General features: G+C 71.3%; 16 protein-coding genes and 2 pseudogenes. 10 read left to right on the forward strand and 8 right to left on the reverse strand.

Annotated elements, in window-relative coordinates:
• Nucleotides 1-34 precede the first annotated feature (34 nt).
• Genes BGO45_RS15735 through BGO45_RS15745 form a run of 3 tightly spaced genes read left to right on the forward strand, consistent with a single transcriptional unit; the run spans nt 35 to nt 3,079 of the window.
• Entirely contained in the window at nt 35-964 is a 930-nt protein-coding gene (locus BGO45_RS15735; RefSeq protein WP_292696010.1) for a carbohydrate kinase family protein, read from the forward strand.
• Nucleotides 961-1,611, forward strand: a complete 651-nt coding sequence (locus BGO45_RS15740) for a class II aldolase/adducin family protein (RefSeq protein ID WP_292696012.1) — start codon at nt 961-963, stop codon at nt 1,609-1,611. The genes BGO45_RS15735 and BGO45_RS15740 overlap by 4 nt, the downstream gene beginning before the upstream one ends.
• A gap of 1 nt (nt 1,612) precedes the next feature.
• Nucleotides 1,613-3,079: an aldehyde dehydrogenase family protein gene (locus tag BGO45_RS15745; RefSeq protein WP_292696015.1), complete on the forward strand. Its 1,467-nt coding sequence runs from the start codon at nt 1,613-1,615 to the stop codon at nt 3,077-3,079.
• A gap of 9 nt (nt 3,080-3,088) precedes the next feature.
• Here the strand turns inward: BGO45_RS15745 and BGO45_RS15750 are convergent, their stop codons facing one another.
• From BGO45_RS15750 to BGO45_RS15760, 3 genes are all read right to left on the reverse strand, one after another.
• Entirely contained in the window at nt 3,089-4,366 is a 1,278-nt protein-coding gene (locus BGO45_RS15750; RefSeq protein ID WP_292696017.1) for an MFS transporter, read from the reverse strand.
• Nucleotides 4,363-5,430, reverse strand: coding sequence for an alpha/beta hydrolase (locus BGO45_RS15755; RefSeq protein ID WP_292696020.1), 1,068 nt, complete (start codon nt 5,428-5,430; stop codon nt 4,363-4,365). The genes BGO45_RS15750 and BGO45_RS15755 overlap by 4 nt, the downstream gene beginning before the upstream one ends.
• 144 nt (nt 5,431-5,574) lie before the next feature.
• Nucleotides 5,575-6,210, reverse strand: coding sequence for a TetR/AcrR family transcriptional regulator (locus tag BGO45_RS15760; protein WP_292696023.1), 636 nt, complete (start codon nt 6,208-6,210; stop codon nt 5,575-5,577).
• Nucleotides 6,211-6,266: 56 nt separating this feature from the next.
• Here BGO45_RS15760 and BGO45_RS15765 point away from each other — a divergent pair, with 56 nt between their 5' ends.
• The 6 genes from BGO45_RS15765 (at nt 6,267) to BGO45_RS15790 (ending at nt 12,961) form a co-directional block, all read left to right on the forward strand.
• On the forward strand, nt 6,267-7,679 hold the full coding sequence (locus BGO45_RS15765; protein WP_292696026.1) for a flavin monoamine oxidase family protein: 1,413 nt from the start codon (nt 6,267-6,269) through the stop codon (nt 7,677-7,679).
• Nucleotides 7,676-8,116, forward strand: coding sequence for a hypothetical protein (locus BGO45_RS15770; protein WP_292696029.1), 441 nt, complete (start codon nt 7,676-7,678; stop codon nt 8,114-8,116). The genes BGO45_RS15765 and BGO45_RS15770 overlap by 4 nt, the downstream gene beginning before the upstream one ends.
• Nucleotides 8,117-8,121: 5 nt before the next feature.
• Complete coding sequence (locus BGO45_RS15775) at nt 8,122-9,027, forward strand: alpha/beta hydrolase fold domain-containing protein (RefSeq protein ID WP_292696031.1); 906 nt, start codon at nt 8,122-8,124, stop codon at nt 9,025-9,027.
• Between the two features lie 56 nt (nt 9,028-9,083).
• The gene (locus BGO45_RS15780; RefSeq protein ID WP_076492128.1) at nt 9,084-9,308 is read left to right on the forward strand and encodes a hypothetical protein; all 225 of its coding nucleotides are present in this window, start codon (nt 9,084-9,086) and stop codon (nt 9,306-9,308) included.
• A gap of 40 nt (nt 9,309-9,348) precedes the next feature.
• Nucleotides 9,349-9,714 (forward strand): fluoride efflux transporter CrcB, encoded by a 366-nt coding sequence (gene crcB, locus BGO45_RS15785; RefSeq protein ID WP_292696034.1) that lies wholly within the window; start codon nt 9,349-9,351, stop codon nt 9,712-9,714.
• A gap of 82 nt (nt 9,715-9,796) precedes the next feature.
• Nucleotides 9,797-12,961, forward strand: coding sequence for an efflux RND transporter permease subunit (locus BGO45_RS15790; protein ID WP_292696037.1), 3,165 nt, complete (start codon nt 9,797-9,799; stop codon nt 12,959-12,961).
• Between the two features lie 217 nt (nt 12,962-13,178).
• Here BGO45_RS15790 and BGO45_RS15795 read toward each other — a convergent pair.
• From BGO45_RS15795 to BGO45_RS15810, 3 genes and pseudogenes are all read right to left on the reverse strand, one after another.
• A pseudogene (locus tag BGO45_RS15795) lies at nt 13,179-13,871 on the reverse strand (DUF998 domain-containing protein); the annotation flags it as partial.
• Nucleotides 13,872-14,035: 164 nt separating this feature from the next.
• Nucleotides 14,036-14,940 (reverse strand): annotated as a pseudogene (locus BGO45_RS16870) (aldose 1-epimerase family protein).
• A complete protein-coding gene (locus tag BGO45_RS15810) occupies nt 14,937-15,560 on the reverse strand; it encodes an antibiotic biosynthesis monooxygenase (RefSeq protein ID WP_076492118.1) in 624 nt (207 codons plus the stop codon). Before BGO45_RS15810 ends, BGO45_RS16870 begins: the two are co-directional and overlap by 4 nt.
• 348 nt (nt 15,561-15,908) lie before the next feature.
• Between BGO45_RS15810 and BGO45_RS15815 the strand changes: the two genes are divergently transcribed.
• Entirely contained in the window at nt 15,909-18,110 is a 2,202-nt protein-coding gene (locus BGO45_RS15815) for a DEAD/DEAH box helicase (protein ID WP_292696040.1), read from the forward strand.
• Between the two features lie 51 nt (nt 18,111-18,161).
• On the opposite strand, the gene BGO45_RS15820 is transcribed toward BGO45_RS15815, so the two are convergent.
• Nucleotides 18,162-20,297: an intein-containing Rv2578c family radical SAM protein gene (locus tag BGO45_RS15820; RefSeq protein WP_292696043.1), complete on the reverse strand. Its 2,136-nt coding sequence runs from the start codon at nt 20,295-20,297 to the stop codon at nt 18,162-18,164.
• A 47-nt stretch (nt 20,298-20,344) separates the two neighbouring features.
• Nucleotides 20,345-21,730 (reverse strand): AAA family ATPase, encoded by a 1,386-nt coding sequence (locus BGO45_RS15825; protein ID WP_292696045.1) that lies wholly within the window; start codon nt 21,728-21,730, stop codon nt 20,345-20,347.
• Nucleotides 21,731-21,794 lie beyond the last annotated feature (64 nt).

The raw sequence follows: 21,794 nt of genomic DNA on the forward strand, positions 1-21,794 counted from the left end.
CGCCGCTTCACGTCCTCGACCCGGAGGCTCAACGATGACCGCCGCCCCCCGAATCGTCACGCTCGGAGCACACGTGCTCGACACGATCGTCCAGCCCGTGGACGAGATCCCTCCGGGGCAGGGCTCCCTGCTCGTGGACGAGATCGTGATGTCCGCCGCCGGCCCCGCCGGCGGGACCGCCCTCGTCCTCGCCAAGCTCGGCGCTCGCGTGATCACGAGCGGCGCCGTCGGCGACGACGTCGCGGGACGGGTCCTCCGCGGCCTGCTGCGTGATGCCGGGATCGATGTCACCCACCTGCGCACCGACGACCTGCCCACCTCGGCATCCGTCCTTCCCATCCGCTCCGACGGGTCGCGACCCGCGCTGCACGTCGTCGGGGCCAACGCGCTCGCCGCCGACGTCGTGCCCTGGGACGAGCTGACCGCCGCCGACCACGTACACGTCGGTGCGCCCGAGCTCCTCGGGCCCGAGAACGTCATCGAGATCCTCGACCACGCGCGCGCGAACGGCGCGACGACGTCGCTCGACTTCCTCATCGGCGGGGAGCAGGCCTTCTACGCTCTGATCGAACCGCTGCTGCCGTACACCGACTACGTGCTGCCGAACGCCGAACAGGCCCTGGGCTGGACCGGCGCCGCCGACCTGCACGCGGCCGCCCGGGCGATGGCGGAAGCCGGCGCCGGAGTCGTCGCGATCACCAACGGCGGCGACGACATCGTCGTCGTGGAGGGGGCGGAGCTGCACGAGATCCCGATCGTCCCCGCCGAACCCGTGGACACCAGCGGCGGCGGCGACGCGTTCTCGGCCGGCTTCGTCTTCGCGAAGCTGCGCGGCCAGACCTCGGGCGAGGCCGCGCGGTTCGGTTCGGCCGTGGCGGCACAGGTGGTGGCGGGTGTGGGCACCGACCACGGCACCTACGACGCGGCATCCATCGACGCGGTTCTGGGGCAGGCGGCCCGATGACGGATGCCGACGCGATCCGCGCCGCGATCGCCGACGCCTGCCGCGCCCTCGCCGCGGACGGGCTGGTGAAGGGGACCGCGGGCAACGTCAGCGCGCGGGTCGACGGCGGGGTCGCGATCACCGCGACCGGCGTCGTGTTCGCCGAGGCGACCGCCGACGACGTGTCCGTGGTCGATGGCGACGGGCGGGTCGTGGCCGGCTCGCTCGCACCGAGCTCCGAGCTCGGGCTGCACCTCGCGGCGTACGCCGACGAGGCCGTGGGAGCCGTCGTCCACACGCACGCCCCCGGGGCCATCGCGGTGTCGCTCGTGTCCGACCGCCTCCCCTGCATCCACTACCAACAGCTGACCCTGGGCGGCGAGATCGAGGTCGTCCCCTTCGCCGTCTTCGGTTCGGCGGAGTTGGCCGAGACCACCGGCGACGCGCTGGCGAGTGCGAACGCGGCGATCCTCGCCCACCACGGCGCCGTCACGACCGGCCGCGACCTGGCCGACGCCGTCTCGAACACCACGCTGCTCGAGTGGGCGTGCGACATCTACCTGCGAGCGCGCGCGGCCGGCGACCCCGCCGAGCTCAGCCCCGCGCAGCAGGCCGACGTGGTGGCCACCGCCGTCGCGACCGCCTACGGCCAGAAGCGGACGGTGTGAGATGGATGCCATGACCACCGCGACGTTCGACTCGCTCAGCCCGCTCGACGGGACCGTCGTCCGCACGTTCCCCGTCCACGACGCCGATGACGTGGCCACGTCTGTCGCCCGCGCCCGCCGTGCCGCGCGCGACTGGCGGTCGCTCGGATTCGCCGGACGCCGCCGCGCGCTCGCGGCGTGGCGCCGTGACATCGTGGCGCACCTCGACGACCTCATCGCCGTCGTGCGCGCCGAGACCGGGAAGCCCGCCGGCGACGCCCGGCTCGAGATCATGCTCGCGCTCGACCATCTGGCGTGGGCGGCGTCCCATGCGCGGCGGGTGCTGCGCTGGCGGGCGGTGTTCCCCGGGCCGCTCATGCTCAACCAGTCCGCGAGCCTCGGGTACGTGCCGTACGGCGTCATCGGGGTGATCGGCCCGTGGAACTACCCCGTGTTCACCCCGATGGGGTCGCTCGCCTACGCACTGGCGGCGGGGAACGCCGTGGTGTTCAAGCCCAGTGAGTACACGCCCGCGGTGGGCACGTGGTTGCGGGACTCGTTCGTCCGCGCGGGAGGTCCCGCCGGGGTCTTCGAGGTGGTCACCGGGCTCGGCGCCACCGGGGCGGCCCTGTGCCGCGCGGGCGTCGACAAGGTCGCGTTCACCGGATCCACGGCGACCGGCAAAGCCGTGATGGCCGCGTGCGCCGAGTCGCTCACACCGGTCGTGATCGAAGCCGGCGGCAAGGACGCGCTCCTCGTCGATGAGGACGCCGACCTGGATGCCGCGGCCGAGGCGGCCGTCTGGGGCGCGTACTCGAACGCGGGGCAGACGTGCATCGGCATCGAGCGCGTCTACGCGCACACGCGCGTCTACGACCGCTTCGTCGAGAAGGTCGCGGAACGGACGGCGGAGTTGCGCGCCGGGGTCGATGACGCCGCGCGGCTCGGGCCGATGACGATGCCGCGGCAGGGGGACGTCGTCCGCGCGCACGTCGCCGATGCGCTCGCCCACGGGGGGACGCTCCGCGTCGGCACGGCCCCGGGCGGCGGCTCCACGCTGCAGCCGGTGCTGCTCGTCGGCGTCGGCGAGGAGTCGACCGCGGTCCGCGAAGAGACGTTCGGGCCGACCCTCGTCGTGAACCGCGTGGCATCCATGGAGGAGGCCGTCGACCGGGCCAACGCGGTGCGCTACGGGCTGTCCGGCTCGGTGTTCTCGCGTCGCCGCGGGCGCGAACTGGCTGCGCGACTGCGCGGGGGGATGGTCGCGATCAACTCCGTCATCGCCTTCGCCGCCGTCCCGGCGCTGCCGTTCGGGGGCGTGGGCGACTCCGGTTTCGGGCGGATCCACGGTGCCGACGGGCTCCGGGAGTTCGCCTACGCCCGGGCGATCACGCGGCAACGGTTCCCGTTGCTGACCCTCACGACGATGCGGCGGACGCCCGGCGTCGACCGGATCGTGGAGCGGATCATCCGGGCGCTGTACGGCTGAGTCGCGCGCTCACCGGACCGAGCGCACCCGCATCACCGTCGCGGCGCCGAGGAGGCCGATGGCGCCGCTCGCGAGGAACAGGCCCGCGAAGCCGCCGAACAGCACGACCGCTCCGGCGCCGAGCAGCGGACCGAACGCCTGCGGGCCGGCGAGGGCGATGTTCATGATGCCGACGTCCTTGCCGCGCGTCTCCGCGGAGGGCAGCACCTGCGTGGCGAGGGCCTGATCCACCGCGAAGAAGCAGCCCTGACCGAGCCCGAGCAGCACCGCGCCGACGATCGCGGTCGACTCCGCCGGTGCCACGGCGAGGAGCAGCGCGGCGACGGCCTGCGCCGCCCCCGAGGCCAGGACGAACACCCGCCGCCGTCCAAGCACGTCGCTGAGCTTCCCGAAACCGATGGAGGCCACGATCGTGACCACCATGTAGATCACCGTCGTGAAGACGAGGAACTCGGTCGGGTCGGGCAGGTGCAGCGCGAACGTGAAGAAGTACAGCAGCATCGTCGTCGCGATGGCGTTGCTGAGGTTGATCAGCACGCGGCTGGCGACCGTCCACGCGAAGTCGGGGTGACGTCGCGGGTCGACCCAGATCGACGACAGCACCGCACCGATCGTGAGGGGGCCGAGCAGCGCGGCCTCGGCGGGCGTGAGCGGGATGTCGCGCAGTCGGAGCAGGAACGGGACGGCGAGCACCACCGCGCACACGGCGAGGGCGAGGTAGCCGGAGGCGGTGGTCGTGAACACGGCCGTGACGAGCACCATCCCGAGCAGGATGCCGAGCGCGTTGGGGGCCGAGATCCAGCCGGACACGAGTCCGCGCTGCCCGGCGGGCACGCGGTCGGCCATCACGGCGGTGAGCGCGGCGGAGGCCATGCAGAACCCCAGCATCGTGAGCGTCCACATCGCCACGGTGCCGATCGTCTCGGTCTGGATGCCGAGGAGGCTCAGGCCGACCCCCACGCACAGCACACCGGCGAGGATCCAGGGGCGTCGACGCCCGAACCGGGAGCGCGTGCGGTCGCTCAGTGCGCCGACGATCGGGTAGGCCACCACCACGACCGTGCCGGCCACGGCACTGACGACGCCGTACGCCACGAGCGAGGCCAGCCAGTCCTCGCTGCGGTGCTGGTCGGCGATCTGCAGCGGCAGGAGCACCTGCACGGGGACGAGCTGCGCCATCCACAGGCCCAGCCACACCCCGGCGAAGGCGGCGATCCAACCGGCGCGGACCGGCCGTGTCGGCTCGGCGTACGCGCTGAGCTCGTGCGGGCGGGGCTCGGCGGTCACGCGCGGTTCCCCACTCGGGAGGCGACGGTGCGGACGGCCCAGGCGCCGGCATCCGCCACGGCCTCGCGGGCGTCCCGCAGGGCGCCGCACGCATTGAAGAACCCGTGGATCTGGCCCGTGTGGACGACGAGCGAGGTGGGCACCCCGGCGTCCTCCAGCCGGTGGGCGTACGCGACGCCCTCGTCGCGGAGGACGTCGAAGCCGGACACGGCGACGTACGCGGGGGCCACCCCGGCGAGGTCGTCGGTGAGGAGCGGCGACACGAGGGGGTCGTCGGCGCTGCCCCCGCCGCGGAGGTAGTGCGCGGCGTACCAGTCCATCTGCGCCTCCGTGAGGAAGAACCCGTCGCGGAACAACTCGTACGACCGGGCCTTCCGGGACAGGTCGGTGACCGGGCAGAACAGGATCTGGAAGGCCGGCGCCCCGTCGGGATCGTCCCGCGCCACGATCGCGACGAGGGCCGCGAGGTTGCCGCCCGCGCTCTCGCCGCCGACGCCCACGGCATCGGGGGTTCCCCCGAGCTCGGCCGCGTGGTCCCGGACCCAGCGGAATGCGTCGACGCTGTCGTGCAGGGCGGCGGGGAACGGGTCCTCGGGCGCCAGACGGTAGTCGATCGAGACGACCGTCATCCCGGTGGTCTTCGCGAGCGTGCGGCACGCGGCATCCCCGCTGTCGAGAGATCCCAGTACCCAGCCCCCGCCGTGGAAGTAGACCAGGACACCGGATGCCGTGCGGTCGGTGCGGGAGCGGTACACCCGGCCCGGGACGCTTCCCTCCCGCGTGGGGATCGTGATCTCGCGGCGCTCGGCGAGGCGGGTGGAACTGGCGAAGGTCCATGCCTCGAGCTCGATGTGTGCCCGGGCCTCGTCGAGCGGCAGGTCCTCGAAGTGGGCGCCGGGGGAGGAGTTCATCACCTTCAGCGAGGTCTGCACGGCCGGGTGCAGCACGTTGCCGTCGATGACGACCGCCGGGCCGTTCGCCGCGCGCAGGAGTCGCGGCGGCAGGGACCCGAGCGCACGTGCCCCGATGCGGAGCAGGTGGTCCTGGGGGCGTGGATGGATCATCGAGCGAACCCTTCTGTCGAGCGCGACGCTGCGTTCGACTATCGGGTCACTTTATTGCACAGGAGTACAGGTTTCTGTGTCGAGAATGTGAATTCCGCCGCGAAGATGCCGCGGCGCACACTCATACCTGTACATTTGTGCCAATTATTTGGTCGGGTTGCTCGCGTCGCCGAGAGAGGACGTCGCGGCGAGCGTCACGAAACCGACCAGGGCCGCGCGCAGCGCGTGCGCCAACGACTGGTACTGGACTTCTTCGGAACGGGCGATGCGATGCAGGGCGAAGCCGTCGATCAGGGCGACGACCGCGGACGCGGCGTGCGGATCGGTCACGCCGTTGGTGCGCAGCACGCCCGCGGCCAGGGCCCGCGTCTCGTCGAGGATGCGCTCTACGTGAACGCGCAGAGCCGGATGCCGCGAGGCGAACAGGTAGATCTCGAACTGGGCGACCGTGTAGTCCTCCGACTGCTGACGGACGATCTCGACGAACTCGTCGATCGCCGCACCCGGGCCGCTCGCCCCGCTCTCCAGCAGTGTCCGGAACTGCTGCAGGCGCTCGAGTTCGGCGTCCATGGCGTGTGCGACGGCCTCGCCGATCATGTCGTCGAGCGAGTCGAAGAAGTACGTCGTCGACGAGTGGGGGACGCCCGCGGCGGCGGCGACGGAGCGGTGCGTCACCCCGGCGATACCGCGCTCGGCGATGATCGCCAGGGTCGCGTCCAACAGCAGCTCGCGGCGCGCTCGGCCCCGCGCGCGCATCGACCGATTCCCCGTCTCGCTCACAGAGTCCTCCTCGCCGCCCCGCACGGTCGGCATCGCACCAGGAACGGAGTAAGCCTATGACCGCCCCCGTGACTCCACCGGACGCGACCGACGTCGACGTCGTCGTCGTCGGCGCCGGACTGTCCGGTCTCGCCGCCGCACGTCGGCTGCGGCAGTACGGCCTGACGGTCGCCGTGTTCGAGGCCTCGGCCCGCGTGGGAGGGCGCGTCGCGTCGGCGTCGGTCGACGGCGTCCACGTCGACCTCGGCGGGACGTTCGTCGGGCCGGGGCAGGACCGCATCCTCGCGCTCGCCGAGGAGATGGGGGTGTCGCGCTACGTCACGTACGGCGCGGGCGAGAACGTCATCCGCTGGCGCGGGCAGCACAAGCGCTATCGCGGAACCGTCCCCTCCATCGGCGCGGGGATCGTCGACGTCGGCCGCATCCAGCTCATGATCGACCGCCTCGCCCGCACGATCCCGCCGGGAGCCCCGGCCTCCGCGCCGCAGGCCGCTCAGCTCGACGCCGAGAGCCTCGGCTCGTGGCTGCGGCGCTCGCACGCGACCTCGGCATCGCGCGACCTCATCGCGATCGCCGCGCGCACCACGTGGGGCTGCGAGCCCGACGAGATCTCGCTCCTGCACGCGCTGCACTACATCCACCAGGCCGGGGGACTCTCCTCGATGCTCGACACGGAGGGCGGCGCGCAGGAGGAGCACTTCGTCGAGGGGTCCCACGCGATCGCCGTCCGCATCGCGGGCGAGCTGGGGGATGCCGTCCGCCTCGGCGCCCCGGTCCGACGGATCGAGGTCCGGGGCGACCGGGTGCTCGTGAGCACCGCCGACGAGACGGTCACCGCGGGGTCCGTCATCGTCGCCGTGCCGCCGGCGCTCCGGGACCGCATCGCCTTCGCCCCCGCCCTGCCCCCGCGGCACGCGCAGCTGGCGCAGCGGTGGCCCGCCGGCATCCTGTCGAAGGCCTACGCCGTGTACGAGAGGCCGTTCTGGCGGGATCGGCAGCTGTCGGGGCAGGGACTCTCCGACACCGGGCCGGTGTTCATCACCTTCGACGCGAGCCCGCCCGACGCGGGTGGTCCGGGCGTGCTGCTCGGGTTCGTCGGCGGCGTGTACGCCCGCGAATGGGATGATCTGCCCGAACCGGAACGGCGCGCGCGTGTGCTGTCGTCGTTCGCCGATCTGTTCGGACCGAAGGCCTTGGATGCCGTGGGCTACATCGACCAGCGCTGGGGCGCCGAGACGTGGGTCGGGGGCGGCCCGACCGCCGCCCCGGGCCCCGGCGTCGTCGTGCCGTACGCGGGTGCGCTCGCCGCCCCCGTGGGCCGGATCCTCTGGGCCGGGACCGAGACCGCCGACCGCTGGACCGGCTTCATGGACGGCGCGGTGCGTGCCGGCGAACGCGCCGCCCTCCAGGCCCGCACCCTGCTCCGCACCGCTTCGCCCGACCACACGACGACGGGAGTCACCCCATGACCTGGCGCCGCACCTACACCCACCTCACCACCGCGTCCGCCGACGCGGTGTGGAAGCGCTGGACCACGCCCGAGGACTGGGCGGTCGACGACCCCGACCTGAAGGCGGCGACGTTCCCCGTGCCCGTCCGCGTCGGCACGGTCGGTCGGGTGGTCAACCACGGCACGCCGCCGCAGAGGATCACCTTCACGGACATCCAGCCGGGGGTCGCGATGAACTTCCGGATCGGGTTGCCGGGGGCGACGCTGTCGTTCCCGCACCGGATGACGCCGACGCCGCGCGGTCTCTCGGTGACCCACGGTGTGGAGATCACCGGTCCGCTCGCGCGGGTGTTCGGGGCGCTCGTCGGGCGGTCGATCGCGGCGGGGCTCCCCGCTGTCGTGCGGCTCGTGACGACGAACGCGCTCGCCGACGACGCCGCGGCCCACGGGGGCTGACCGGCGTGTCGTTCCTCATGGCGGTGACCCGGGCCGCGATGTGGGTCAGCTCGGCGGGCATCCGTCGTGACCTGGCGCGCCCCGACTACCTCGAGACCCTCGACCCCGATCGGTCCCCGGCTGCGCCGCCCGCGCGGCTTCGGCGGACGGGGCGCGTGATCACGACCGTCCGCCAGGGTCTGCCGGTCATCCGCTACGAACCGGCGACCCGCGCGCCCGGTCTCGAGGTGATGTATCTGCCCGGCGGGGGGCTGGTGAACCCCGCGGTGCCCGAGCACTGGTGGATCGTCGAACGGCTCGCGCGGGCGACCGGCGCCGCGATCACGGTGGTGAACTACCCCCTCGCACCCGAGAGCGACGTCTCCCGGACGAGCGCGTTCGTGGATGCCGAGTACGACCGTCTCGCGGCCCGTCCGGGCCTGTCGCGGCTGATCGTGGCGGGGGACTCGGCGGGCGGGACCGTGGCGCTCGGGCTCGCGGGCCGCGCCATCGGCGAGCGGCGGCGGCCGGACGGGCTCGTGCTGTTCTCGCCGTGGGTCGACCTCGCGCTGGAGAACCCCGCGATCGTCCGTCGAGCGCGTCGTGACCCTTCGCTGCGTGCCGCGGGGCTGCGGGCCGGGGCGGACGCGTGGGCCGCGGGCCGTACCCTGACGGACGCCGCCGTGAACCCGGCGGCCGGCGAGGTCTCCGACCTTCCCCCGACGCTGATCTTCCAGGGCGCGCACGACATCTTCTTCGACGACGTCGTGGCCTTCGCGGACCGCGCGCGGGCGGCGGGGGCGCCGGTGCGTCTGCAGACCGCCTCGGCCGGCTTCCACGTCTACGTCGGCGCGTTCTGGACCCCCGAGGCGCGGGAGGCGTACCGCCGCGTCGGTGCGTTCTCACGCGACCCGGTTGCCGTGGTGAAGTAACGGTACATTTGTGCAAGAATTACCGCGGGACGACGACGTCCCGCTCAGGAGGAGAAATGGCCGCACGCTACGACCTCGCCAAGGTCAAGCTCGGAAAACTGATGACCGACCCGGAGGCCGAGGCGATCATCCTCGATGTCATCCCCGACCTGAAGAAGAGTCCGACCTACCTCGTCGCGCGGACGCTCACGGCGAGCGCCGCCCTGCAGCTCGCGGCGGCGCAGCTCGGGGCCGACACGGCCGCGGAGCTGCGCCGTCGTGTCGAGGCGCTCGAGGCCTGAGGCCGGGTCGGCACGCGGCCGGAGCGCGTAGATTGAGGGCGTGACGCCCCTGGTCTTCCTGGCGGTGGTCGTGGCCGGTGGGCTCGGTGCGGCCGCCCGCTTCGTCCTCGATGTCGTCGTGCGCCGCCGGACCGGCGATCGGTTCCCCTGGGGGATCCTGGTGGTGAACCTCACGGGAGCGTTCGCGCTCGGTCTCGTCACCCCGCTCGTGGTGGACGAGGCGTGGCGATGGATCGTCGGCACCGGATTCCTGGGCGGATACACGACGTTCAGCGCGGTGGCGGTGACCACGGCGCTCCTCGCGGAGGAGGGGCGCACGCGCGCGGCCACGTCGTACGCGGTCGCCTCCTTCGCCGGATCGGTCCTCGCCGCCGCGCTGGGTCTCGCCCTCGGTCACGCCCTCTGAGCGGGCTTCGGCGGCCGGATGCCGTGGGATACTGGCCCTCGATACAGTCCTGTATCGAGTCGGTCGACCCGAAAGGCCCCGCGTGTCGTATCTGGCCGTCCTGAGCCTCCGCAACAGAGCGCTCATCGCGCTCATCACGATCGTCGCCGCGGTGTTCGGCGGGCTCGCGCTGACGAACCTCAAGCAGGAGCTGATCCCCTCGATCGAGTTCCCGCAGCTCGCGGTCGTCACGACCTACCCGGGTGCTTCGCCCGAGGTCGTCGAGGCCGACGTGTCGACGCCGATCGAAGGCGCGATCCGCGGCGTCGAGGGCCTGGAATCCACGACGGCCACGAGCACGACCAACTCCTCGATCGTCTCGGCATCCTTCACCTACGGCACCGATCTGGCCGCCGCGCAGCAGAAGATCCTCGCGGCGATCGCCCGGATCAAGGACCAGCTGCCCGACTCGGCCGACACGACCGTGGCATCCGCGAGCATCGACGACTTCCCCGTCATCCAACTCGCCGTCACCGGCTACTCCGACGCGCAGACCATCCAGTCGACGCTGGAATCGGTCGTGGTGCCGGCGCTCGAGGACGTGAAGGGCGTGAACGCCGCGCAGGTGGTCGGCGGCACCGGCCAGCGCGTCACGATCACGCCCGACCCGACGCGCCTGGGCGAACGCGGGTTCAGCCAGCAGGCGATCAACGACGCACTCGAGGCGAACGGAGTGCTGTTCCCCGGCGGATCCGTGAGCGAGGGCGACCAGACCCTGACGGTCCAGACCGGCGCGAAGCTCACCAGCGTCGACGAGATCACCGCGCTCCCGCTCGTCCCCACCGACGCCGCCCAGGCGGCCGCCGGGCAGACGACGATCGGCGACGTCGCCACCGTCGCGCAGCAGTCCGACCCGGTCACGACCCTGTCGCGGGTCAACGGCGAGCCCGCGCTCACGATCGCGGTCACGAAGCTCCCGGCCGCCAACACCGTCGACGTCTCGAAGGCCGTGCTGGCGGCGATCCCCGACCTCGAATCCTCCCTCAACGGCGCCACCTTCACGGTCGTCTTCGATCAGGCTCCGTTCGTGGAGCAGTCGATCGAGGCGCTCGCGCAGGAGGGCCTGCTCGGACTCGTCTTCGCCGTCATCATCATCCTCATCTTCCTGATGTCGGTGCGCTCGACGCTCGTCACGGCCATCTCGATCCCCACCAGCGTCCTCGTGACCTTCGTCGGGCTCCAGGCGTTCGGCTATTCGCTCAACGTCCTCACCCTCGGCGCCCTCACGATCGCGATCGGGCGCGTCGTCGACGACTCCATCGTCGTCATCGAGAACATCAAGCGGCACTACGTCGGCGACGCCGAGAAGATCCCCACGATCATCCGCGCCGTGCGCGAGGTCGCGGCCGCCATCACGGCGTCCACGATCACCTCCGTCGCCGTCTTCCTCCCCATCGCGTTCGTCGGCGACGTGACCGGCGAACTGTTCCGTCCGTTCGCGCTCACCGTGACGATCGCGATGACCGCGTCGCTCCTGGTGTCCTTGACGATCGTGCCCGTGCTCGCCTCGTGGTTCCTCAAGCCGGGGAAGGTGATCCGGGATGCCGAGGGCAACCCGGTCGATCCCGAGTCGCCGACGGCGCCGCCCTCGCGTCTGCAGAAGGCGTACGTCCCGATCCTCAGCTGGACCCTCCGGCACTCCTGGGTCACACTCGGGCTCGCGGTCCTCGTGCTCGCCGGCACCGTGGCATCCGTCCCCCTCCTCAAGACCGACTTCCTGGGCGACTCGGGGCAGAACACGTTCACGGTGACCCAGAAGATCGGTTCGGCGCCGAGCCTCACCGCCGAGGACGCCGCCGCTCAGAAGGTGGAGGCCGTGCTGCGCGACATCCCCGGCGTCGAGACCGTGCAGACCTCCATCGGGTCCAGCGGCTCCGCGCTGCGCGACGCGTTCTCCGGCGGCGGATCGGGCATCACCTACTCGATCACGTCGGAGGCCGGGGTCGACCAGGTCGACCTCCGTGAGCGTGTCCGCACCGCCGTGTCCGACATCGCCGACGCGGGCGACATCGAGGTCAGCGCCCAGGGCAGCGGCTTCGGCTCGACCGACATCACCGTCGACGTGACCGCCGCCGACGCCGACGGTCTCCAGCAGGCCACCGACGCGGTGGTCGCGGGGCTCCAGGGGCGCGACGGCATCGGGCAGGTGTCCAGCAGCCTGTCGGCCTCGTTGCCGTTCGTCTCCGTCCGCGTGGACCGGGATGCCGCCGCCGAGCGCGGACTCTCGGAGCGCACCGTGGGGGCGCTCGTCTCGGGTGCGATGCAGCCGCGCCAGGCGGGCACCGTCGAGATCGACGGGCGCGGGCTCAGCGTGTACATCGCCTCGGACGACCCGCCCACCACGATCGACACGCTCAAGGCGCTCGAGATCCCCACCGCGCGCGGTGCCGTGCGACTCGACGAGATCGCGACGGTCGAGACGAGCCAGACGCCTCCGACCATCACCACGTCGCGGGGCCTGCGCACGGCCACGGTGACCGTCACCCCGACGACCGACAACCTCAGCAGCTCCTCGGCGAGCGTGCGCGACGCCCTGGCGGACGTGTCGCTCCCCGACGGCGCCACCGCGAAGCTCGGCGGTGTCGTGACCAACCAGCAGGACGCCTTCGGGCAGCTCGGTCTCGCGCTGCTGGCGGCGATCCTCATCGTCTACGTCGTCATGGTCGCGACCTTCAAGTCGCTGCGTCAGCCGCTCGAGCTGCTCGTGTCCGTGCCCTTCGCCGCCACGGGCGCGATCCTCATGCTGGCGATCACGGGCGTTCCGCTCGGAGTGGCCGGCATGATCGGCGCCCTGATGCTCGTCGGCATCGTCGTCACGAACGCCATCGTCCTGATCGACCTGGTGAATCAGTATCGCGCGCGCGGACTCAGCGTCTTCGAGGCCACCGTCGTGGGCGGCTCACGCCGACTGCGTCCGATCCTGATGACCGCGCTCGCGGCGATCTTCGCGCTCGTGCCGATGGCGTTGGGCATCACCGGACACGGGGGCTTCATCTCGCAGCCGCTGGCCGTCGTGGTGATCGGCGGACTCGTGTCGTCGACGTTCCTGACGCTGCTCGTGCTGCCGACGCTGTACAACCTCGTCGAGGGAGCGCGGGAGCGGCGGGTCGCGCGCCGCGCGGCGACATCGACGCCGAACGCCGGCGTGGCGGAGCCCACGACGGGCGAGCACCCGCTGAGCCGGCGACAGCTGCGCGAGGGCCACTGACGATCGCCGGACGGCGTCGCGCGAGGCTCGGACGCGCCCGACCGGTACCGGTGAGCGCCGTGCGCGTGCGACGCGACGGCCGCGACGCGAGAGTCGCCACGGCCACGTCGGTGCGCGTCGGCAGGGGTCGCGGTGCGGCGGCGGCGGCCGTCTCGTCGGCGGGCGTGACGGCGCTGCGCGCCGCGACTCCGCTGAGGCAGTGGGTGAACACGCCCGACCACGCGAACATGGCGCTGAAGGCGATGACCTCGAACAGGGCGAGGTTGATCGTCGCCGTCACGAACAGCCAGGCGCCGGCGAACAGGAACACGAACACCACGGACGTCGAGATCACGAGGCGCTTCGGGAGTCGGTGCAGCAGGAACGGCGAGGTGAGCAGGAGCGCCGCGAAACCGAGGACCATCATCCCGGCGACCTTGTCGTGCAGGTCCTTGTCGGTGTTGAGCGGGACGCATCCGACGAGGGCGAGATTCACACCGATCACGGTGAGGAAGAACGCCGCGGCCGTCGGCGCCCCGCGGCGCCCCGCGCGTCGGCCGAGCCGGCGGAGATCCCGTCGGACGCGGACGGCGTAGACGACGACCAGTGATCCGCCGACCTTGAGGGTCGTGTTGAAGAAGGCGGCCGAGAGGTCGTGGAACGTGCCGAGCTGGCTGAAGTGCAGCTGCCACCAGAGCGGGTCGCTCGTGGTGAGGATCGACGCCAGGATGCCGCCGACGAGAACGACGAGCACGAGCCCGGCGAGATGCATGGTGGGGATCTCGTCGAATCGACGGGTCAGGCGCCGCGCCCAGACGGGGATCGTGGCAGAAGGGGTGGGACGGACCGCGATGCTCATGTCGGGCACTTTCGTCGTGGACGGATCGGGTGTCCCCCCACACCGCGAGACCCCCAGCCCCCGTCGGCTCATTCGGGTATTCCACCGAGGGAACGATGGTCCTCGGTCTCCCCGGCGGCGACGGAATCCGTCAAGGGAATGGTAACTTTCCCCGCGGCCTCATAGGAAAGGTCTTGCCTGCCAATTCCCCAGATCGTATGCGAAATTCGTTGTCCCCCATTTGGGGGACAAGAGCCTCATTCGCGGTAAGAAACGCCCCATTCGCGACGCATTTCTCCGCGCGGCGGGAGGGACACGAGGTCCACTCCGGACGCGAAAGAATTCGACGGTGCGGTCATCGGTTCGATCGCGACTGCCAGAGCGTTCCCCGGGTAGCGGTCGGTGGTGAAGACCTGCACCCACGCGAAGCCCGCGTCCTGCCAGAGTTCCACCGCGCGCCCGTCGGGTGCCGTGAGGGTGTGGCGTGCCCGCCCCTCGGCATCCCGTTCGAGGCCGCGATAAGCGTTGTCGAGGGTCACATCGCCGAGGCGGCGACCCGCGCGGAGGTCGGTGGCCTCGTCGACCGGAACCTCGTCGATCGGGAGCTTCCGGTCGTCCAGGACGAGTGTCGTCGTCCCCGTCGATCGCACGACGAGCTCTTCGGTGGGGACCCCGCCGATCTGCAGGTACGGATGGACGCCGAGCGCCACCGGAGCGGTGTCGGCACCGACGTTCTCGATGTGGTGCTCCACGTGCAGGCCGTCGGGAAGGAGGGTGTAGGTGACGCGCGTGCGCAGGTGGAAGGGTAGCCCGTCTGCGGTACGACGTCGGCGGTGAGCACGACGCGTTCGTCGGTCTGCTCGGCGGCGGTGTAGGAACCGAAGCGGAGGAGACCGTGGCTGGCGTTGCCGAACGCCGGCTCGCTGATCGCGAGCTGCCGCTCCACGCCGCCGAAGGCGTACTTGCCGTCGCGGATGCGATTGGGCCACGGGACCAGGACGACCCCGGATGCCGCCGGCGTCGGGACGTCGTCGGCGTAGCGCGGAACGAGGTCGACGCCGTCGACGGTGAGGGCGCGCAGCGCCGCGCCCACCTGCGCGATCTCGGCGGAGGAGCGGGGGCCGCGGAGGTGGAAGCGGTGGCCGGTGGGGTCAGCGGTCATGGGGCGGCCTTTCGAGGACGGGGCGGGCGTTGCAACCAGGGTCGCAGGAGTCGCGTCACCCACGGAAGCACCGCGTACGTCATCACCGGCGTCAGCAGCACCGTCGTGCACAGCACACGCAGCGGCAGCGGGATCTCGGCGAAGCCCGGGACGAAACCGAGCAGCCAGCTGGCCAGCAGGTTCGTGGGGAAGAAGCCGACCCAGATGGTGACGGCCTGCTTCCACCGCGGGGGAGCGGCGGGCACCGGCTGCTGCACGGGCGAGGTCGTGGCATCCACGGCATCCAGGACCGAGCCGAACGGAGCGTCGAACCATCCCTCGATGCCCGTCCGGCGCTCGACGCGCTCCTCCCGCGCGAACGGGCGGCCCGAGTCGAGCCACCACTGCCGCTGCGACGAGGTCTCCCACCCTTCGAGCGTCGTGATGTCGCGGAAGCGGTACAGCATGTACCAGAGGTCGCTGTCTTCGCCCGCGCGCACCCACCCCGAGCCGAGGAAGCCCGGGAAGGCGGTCGCGAGGTCGGTGCCGGCCTGCATCCAGGAGGTCGCTTCGGCGATGCGCGTCGGGTCGATGCGCCGCTCGATCGCCACCGTGATGGGGTGGGCGTCGGTTTCTGCCATGGTTCCATCTTCGGTCACCGCGGAGGCGTCGTCGGGAACAGGAGATCGGTCGGAAACAGGATGCCGAGGGCCCAGGACGCCCTGTTCCGGGACGACATCCTGTTGTCGGAGCGTCGGCACGACGGGACATGGATGCCATTCCCAGGCGCCACCTGTAACGTTGTCAGGTCGGCTCTAGACACCGCATCGTATGCGGATGGGTTTGTGAGTCTCAGGGGCCGATGGACAGGACGCGATCGCGGCCTCGACCATCTCCAGTGAATGGCCCCCGGCCGACGACAGTCCGGGTAATCGCACCGCCACGCGCGGTGTCGCTGTTTCGCGCGAACAGAACCCAGGAAGTCACCCATGCCCAAGAACAAGAAGCCCGCCGGCGGTCGCGCCGCGAAGAACTTCGAGCCCCGCTACGGCGCCAAGACCTCGTTCCAGGACCGCAAGCGCCGCCCCGGCACCGAGGCGCCCGCCAAGCCCGGCAGCAAGAGCCCCTCCCACCGCGGCTACCGCGCCCCCGAGGCCGAGGCCGCCCCCGCCAAGCGCCGGTGGACGGCGCAGGACCGCGTGGGTCGCGACGAAGCCCGTGGCATCCAGAACCAGGCCCGTGGCGACGAGCGTCCCGCGCGTTCGTTCGATCGGAACGACCGGCCCGCGCGTTCGTTCGATCGGAACGACCGCCCTGCGCGTTCGTTCGATCGTTCGGACCGTCCGGCGCGCGACGATCGTCCCGCTCGGTCGTTCGACCGGAACGATCGTCCTGCTCGTTCGTTCGACCGTTCGGACCGCCCCGCGCGTTCGTTCGACGACCGCCCCGCGCGGTCCTTCGACCGTCGTGACGACCGTCCGGCGCGTGATGACCGTCCGGCTCGTTCGTTCGACCGGAACGACCGCCCCGCGCGGTCCTTCGACCGTCGTGACGACCGTCCGGCGCGTGACGATCGTCCCGCTCGTTCGTTCGACCGGAACGACCGTCCGGCCCGTTCGTTCGACCGTTCGGACCGCCCCGCGCGTTCGTTCGACGACCGCCCCGCGCGGTCCTTCCACCGTCGTGACGACCGGCCGGCCCGTGACGACCGCCCGGCTCGTTCGTTCGACCGGAACGACCGGCCCGCGCGGTCGTTCGACCGTGACGACCGTCCCCGCCGTTCGTTCGAGGACCGTCCCGCGCGTTCGTTCGACCGCAGTGACCGTCCCGCCCGTGACGAGCGCCCCGCGCGTCCGTTCGAGCGCAGTGACCGTCCGCGTCGCACCGACGGTCCGAGCCGGAGCGATTGGAACGCCACTCCGAAGCGCTCGGCCGAGCACGAGCAGCGCGTCGACGTCGTGCACGAGCGTCTCCAGGCCGAGGCCGTGGACGCCGCGACCGTGACCGGCGCGGGCTTCGCCGACCTGGGGCTGGGCGACAACATCGTCCGCGCCCTCGCCGGTCTGGGCGCCGCCAGCCCGTTCCCGATCCAGGCCGCCACCGTCGCCCCCATCCTCGAGGGCCGCGACGTCCTCGCCCGCGGCCGCACCGGCTCGGGCAAGACCATCGCCTTCGGCGCCCCGCTCGTCGAGAGCATCCTGCGCGCGCAGGCGGGAAAGCGCCGTGAGTTCGGCCGCGCCCCGAAGGCGCTCATCCTGGCGCCGACGCGCGAGCTGGCCCTTCAGATCGATCGCACCGTTCAGGTCATCGCCCGCAGCGTCGGCCTCTTCACCACGCAGGTCTACGGCGGTGTGCCGCAGGCGCGCCAGGTGGGCGCGCTGAAGAAGGGCGTCGACATCGTCATCGGCACGCCGGGCCGTATCGAAGACCTGCTCAACCAGGGCAAGCTCGATCTGTCCGAGGTGCAGGTCGCAGTCCTCGACGAGGCCGACCACATGTGCGAGCTCGGTTTCCTCGAGCCGGTGCAGCGCATCCTCCGCGCGACCGCAGAGGGCAGCCAGAAGCTCCTCTTCTCGGCCACGCTCGACCGTGAGGTCGCGGCCCTTGTCGACGAGTTCCTCGTCGAGCCGGCCGTGTACGAGGTCGCCGGCGAAGACCAGGACTCGAGCACGATCGAGCACCGCGTCCTCGTCATCGAGCACCGCGACAAGGCGCAGATCCTCGATTCGCTCGTCGACCGCGAGGGGAAGACGCTCGTCTTCGCCCGCACTCGCGCGTACGCCGAGATGCTCGCCGAACAGTTCGATGAGGCCGGTATCGCCGCGGTCGCGCTGCACGGTGACCTCAACCAGCAGAAGCGCACCCGCAACCTCGAGAAGCTCACCTCGGGTCGCGTGAACGTCCTCGTCGCCACCGACGTCGCCGCGCGTGGCATCCATGTCGACGACATCGATCTGGTCATCCAGGCGGACGCCCCCGACGAGTACAAGACGTACCTGCACCGCTCGGGCCGCACCGGTCGCGCCGGTCGTCGGGGCACGGTGGTGACGCTCATCACGCGTCAGCGCCGCCGCCGCATGACCGAGCTGCTGGACCGCGCCGAGATCGAGGCGCCGTTCGAGGAGACGCAGCTCGGTGACGACGTCATCGAGGAGCTGGCGGGTCGTCAGCTCTCCGACGTCACGTCCTGAGCCTCGACCCGAGAGCCCCGTCCGCCGTGTGCGGGCGGGCCTCTCGCGTTCTCAGAACAGGGTGGGTTCGCTCGCCGGAGCGACAGAGGGGCGAGCGGATGCCGCGGACGCGGTCGTCCGCACCGGTCCGAGCCGCGGTGTCGTGGTGGTGCGGGCCGCGAGCCCGGGCTGCGGTCTGCCGCGCGGGTGGTCGTCCTCGTCCCACCCGTCGAGGCGGTGCATCCGCAGCAGCGGCTGCACGCGTTTGCCCAGCCAGCGCCGGTACGCCTGGGGCGCCTGGGTCGACACCCCGGGGTAGAGGCCGCGGTACGACGACACGAGCTCGGGATGCTCGCGTTCGAGCCACTGCAGAAACCACTCCTTGGCGCCGGGTCGAAGGTGCAGCGCGCCGTAGACCACCCGTGCGGCGCCGGCGGCCCGGATCCTCCCGAGGGCGTGGTCGAGCGCGGCGACCGAGTCGGTGAGGTGCGGGAGGATCGGCATGAGGAAGACGGTCACCCGGAACCCCGCCTCGGTGGCGGCGCGGACGGTGTCGAGCCGGGCCTCCGCGCTGGGCGTGCCGGGTTCGAGCGAGCGCTGCATCGCGTCGTCGAAGACCGCGATCGACATCGCCAGCGTGACCCGCACCTCTTTCGCGGCGTCCGTCAGTATCGGCAGGTCACGGCGCAGCAGCGTGCCCTTGGTGAGGATCGAGAACGGCGTGCGGTTCTCGGCGAGGGCGCCGATGATGTCGGGCATCAGCCGGTAGCGGCCCTCGGCCCGTTGGTACGGATCGGTGTTGGTGCCGAGCATCACGGGCTCCCTCGCCCATGACCCCCGGCGCAGTTCGCCGCGCAGCACGTCGGCGACGTTGACCTTCACCACGATCTGCGAATCGAAGTCGGCTCCCGAGTCGAGGTCGAGGTACTCGTGCGTCTTGCGAGCGAAGCAGTTGTGACTGATGACGCCGTTCGCGATGAAGTCGCCCGTGCCGGTGGTGATGTCGACCATGTCGATCTCGTAACCCAGATCGTCCACCGCGACGACGCGGAGGTCGGCACTGGTCTTGACGGCCGTTCCGACGATGTCGAGCTTGCGTGTCAGCGCGGGACGCGCGATGCGGAAGAACCGCTGACGCGCAGCCAGGCCGCCTCGGAGGCGCACCGCGCAGACGTCGGTGTTCGGTCTGGTCTCGCGCACCGCGTCGAACCCGAAGTGGGCGAAGCCTTCTTCGATGAGGTCGAGCAACTCCCTGTTCGCGTTCGAGATTCGAAGGATGCCGCGCGAGCAGGATCCCTCCGCGTCGAAAATGCCGCCGAGAAACCCCGCGTACCATTCGGACGACCTGTGCTTCGGGACGGCGATGTGCTCCTCGAGGCGCGCGATATCGGCAGCTCGGGCGGTATGGATTGCCGTCATCGGCCGATTGCCCACCGGCACGGCGAAGGGGCGCTGATCGGTTCGGATGTCACGGTCCTCGAGATACGTGCGTGTCAGCGCCAACGGCTCCCTGTCCGCGAGCGCGAGACGGAATCTGTGGATGTCGCGAACCCGCTGCCCGTCGTCGTAAGTGCGGTGGAAGATCATGCCATCGCCACGGACCATGCCTGTGAGGTACCCCTGCTTGCGGTCTTCGCTTTCCATGGCGTCCGTCAGAGGGGCACCGAGCCCGAACCCCTGAAGGCGGTTCGACGGGGTCAGGTAGGGGCGCTGCTCCGCTCCCTGCATCGCGCCGCGGACGAACTTCCACCCTCGCTCGGTGAGGAATCGATGGTCCGCGCTCGCGATGATCTCCGTGCCGTCTGCCAGCGCCACCCGGAAGGCTCGCTTTCGCGTCGGCCACTTCGCTTCGACGACCGTGCGCCTGAATCGGCGGTACGCGCCGTGTCGCTCGGTCCCGACGATCTCGTCGCCGACCTTCACCTCGGCGAGAGGCTTGTGCCTTCCGTCCGCCATCATGATGAGCGTTTCCGGAGAGAGGCAGTAGGCGCACGAATGACTGCATCCCCGGTAGGGGTTCACGGTCCAGTCGAAGGGCATGGCGGAGGCGCCGGGGACGCGGTTGAGCGCGGTCTTGGCGAGTACTTCATGGAACGTCATGCCGGCGAACTCGGGTGTCGTCACCGACCGGACCAGGCCGTCCATCCGTTCCATGCCGGGAAGCGCGGCCGTGTCGTCGACGCCGAGCTTCTGTCCCTGCCATCTCATCGCACCATGGGAACATGTGTTCGAAGAAATGGCAAGCTCGTTCATCTTCACATAGAAGAAAAAGACTCCTTCGCGCCCAGCAGCATACGGGTCAGCGCCTCCCCCGACGACAGGAGGTCCTCGAGGGACGCGGCCAGATCGTCGTCGGTCGGAGCGTCGTCGCCGCGGAGCGCCGCACGCAGGACCGCACGACGCATCACCTCCTTCGCGAACGAGCCGGTCGTGCCTTCTGCTCGCTCGGCTGCGGCGTCGAGGGCTTCGGGGGAGAAGCGGAGGCTGCTGCCGTAGTGCTGGAACAGGCGCCGCCGCGCGGCGACGTCCGGGAGGGGGATCTCGACGCCGAGGTCGACGCGGCCGGGGCGGGCGGCCAGGGCCTCCTCGAGGATCTGCACGTGGTTCGTGGTCATGACGAAGGCGATGTCGGCATCCGGCTCCAAGCCGTCGAGGGCGTCGAGGACGTCGAACAGGACCGGCTGTGGGGAGTAGGCGCGATCGGCGGCGACGAGGTCGATGTCTTCGAGCACGACCAGCGCGGGGGCGAACGTGCGCGCGATCTCCGCGGCAGCCGTGACGAAGCGCACGCTCGACCCGGTCAGCACCACGGCCGTGGTGCCCGCGGTGCGCGACAGCAGGTGGCGTACCGTCAGGGTCTTGCCCGTGCCGGGCGGCCCGTAGAGGAGGACGCCCCGCTTGAGATGCTGACCGGCGGCGCGGAGCGCGTCGCGATGGTCGCCGATTCCCACGACGTGATCGACGATCCTCTGCAGCACGCCGTCGCCGAGCACGACCTCCTCGGCGTCGACGGTCGGGCGTGCGAGGAATGTCGCCCCCGCCTCCGACCCGTATTCGGTCGGCACGAACGACAGCACGTGGCCGCGGAGGACGCTCCGCTCGACCATGAGGCGACGGATCTCGTCGAGGGCGGCACCCGTGGCATCCGGGTCCGCTCCGAAGAGCTCGAGCTGCGCGGTCGGAGGCATGACGTTCCTCGCGCTGGATCGCTGCACGACGGCGAGGGGATGACCGTCGAACGTGAACAGGCGCACCCCGAACGCGACGACGCGCCGCTCCGCCCCGGGCCCGACCGCGCGCGTCTCGTACGAGATGGGGCCGGGCGCGAAGCGGGCGTAGGAAGCGGACAGGAGATCGGATGCCGAGAGGTGCCATCGCTGGTCGCCGCCCGTGACACCGATCACCCGGCCCTCGCCGAGCGCGCTCAGCTCGTCGAGCGCGATGTCCGCGTCGACGTAGCGATGCAGGGGGAGCGACTCGGTCGTGACCGGAACCGTCGTGGCATCCACGCCCAGGTGGGCCGAGATGACCTCGGCGAGCTCGCTCTGGCGATGCGCGGCGTCCTCGGCGGCCAGCCGGTGCACGTGCTCCAGGTAGCGGTGCGCGGTGCGCAGGATGTCGCGGTCCTCGTCGTCGATCATGGATGCCCCCCGGTTCGGTCACAACGCTCCCCAGCCTGCCCGCACGGGTGGGGAGAGGCAACCG

The sequence above is a fragment of the Microbacterium sp. 71-36 genome, assembly GCF_001898305.1.
In the GTDB taxonomy this organism is placed as follows: Bacteria; Actinomycetota; Actinomycetes; order Actinomycetales; family Microbacteriaceae; genus Microbacterium.

Bases quoted from the DNA above. Each gene is read 5' to 3' on its own strand.
- BGO45_RS15755 (WP_292696020.1), bottom strand. From the start codon at position 5,430: ATGATCCATCCACGCCCCCAGGACCACCTGCTCCGCATCGGGGCACGT.
- BGO45_RS15810 (WP_076492118.1), bottom strand. From the start codon at position 15,560: ATGGCAGAAACCGACGCCCACCCCATCACGGTGGCGATCGAGCGGCGC.
- BGO45_RS15735 (WP_292696010.1), top strand. From the start codon at position 35: ATGACCGCCGCCCCCCGAATCGTCACGCTCGGAGCACACGTGCTCGAC.
- BGO45_RS15740 (WP_292696012.1), top strand. From the start codon at position 961: ATGACGGATGCCGACGCGATCCGCGCCGCGATCGCCGACGCCTGCCGC.
- BGO45_RS15765 (WP_292696026.1), top strand. From the start codon at position 6,267: ATGACCGCCCCCGTGACTCCACCGGACGCGACCGACGTCGACGTCGTC.
- BGO45_RS15770 (WP_292696029.1), top strand. From the start codon at position 7,676: ATGACCTGGCGCCGCACCTACACCCACCTCACCACCGCGTCCGCCGAC.
- BGO45_RS15820 (WP_292696043.1), bottom strand. From the start codon at position 20,297: ATGAGATGGCAGGGACAGAAGCTCGGCGTCGACGACACGGCCGCGCTT.
- BGO45_RS15825 (WP_292696045.1), bottom strand. From the start codon at position 21,730: ATGATCGACGACGAGGACCGCGACATCCTGCGCACCGCGCACCGCTAC.
- BGO45_RS15745 (WP_292696015.1), top strand. From the start codon at position 1,613: ATGGATGCCATGACCACCGCGACGTTCGACTCGCTCAGCCCGCTCGAC.
- BGO45_RS15780 (WP_076492128.1), top strand. From the start codon at position 9,084: ATGGCCGCACGCTACGACCTCGCCAAGGTCAAGCTCGGAAAACTGATG.
- BGO45_RS15815 (WP_292696040.1), top strand. From the start codon at position 15,909: ATGCCCAAGAACAAGAAGCCCGCCGGCGGTCGCGCCGCGAAGAACTTC.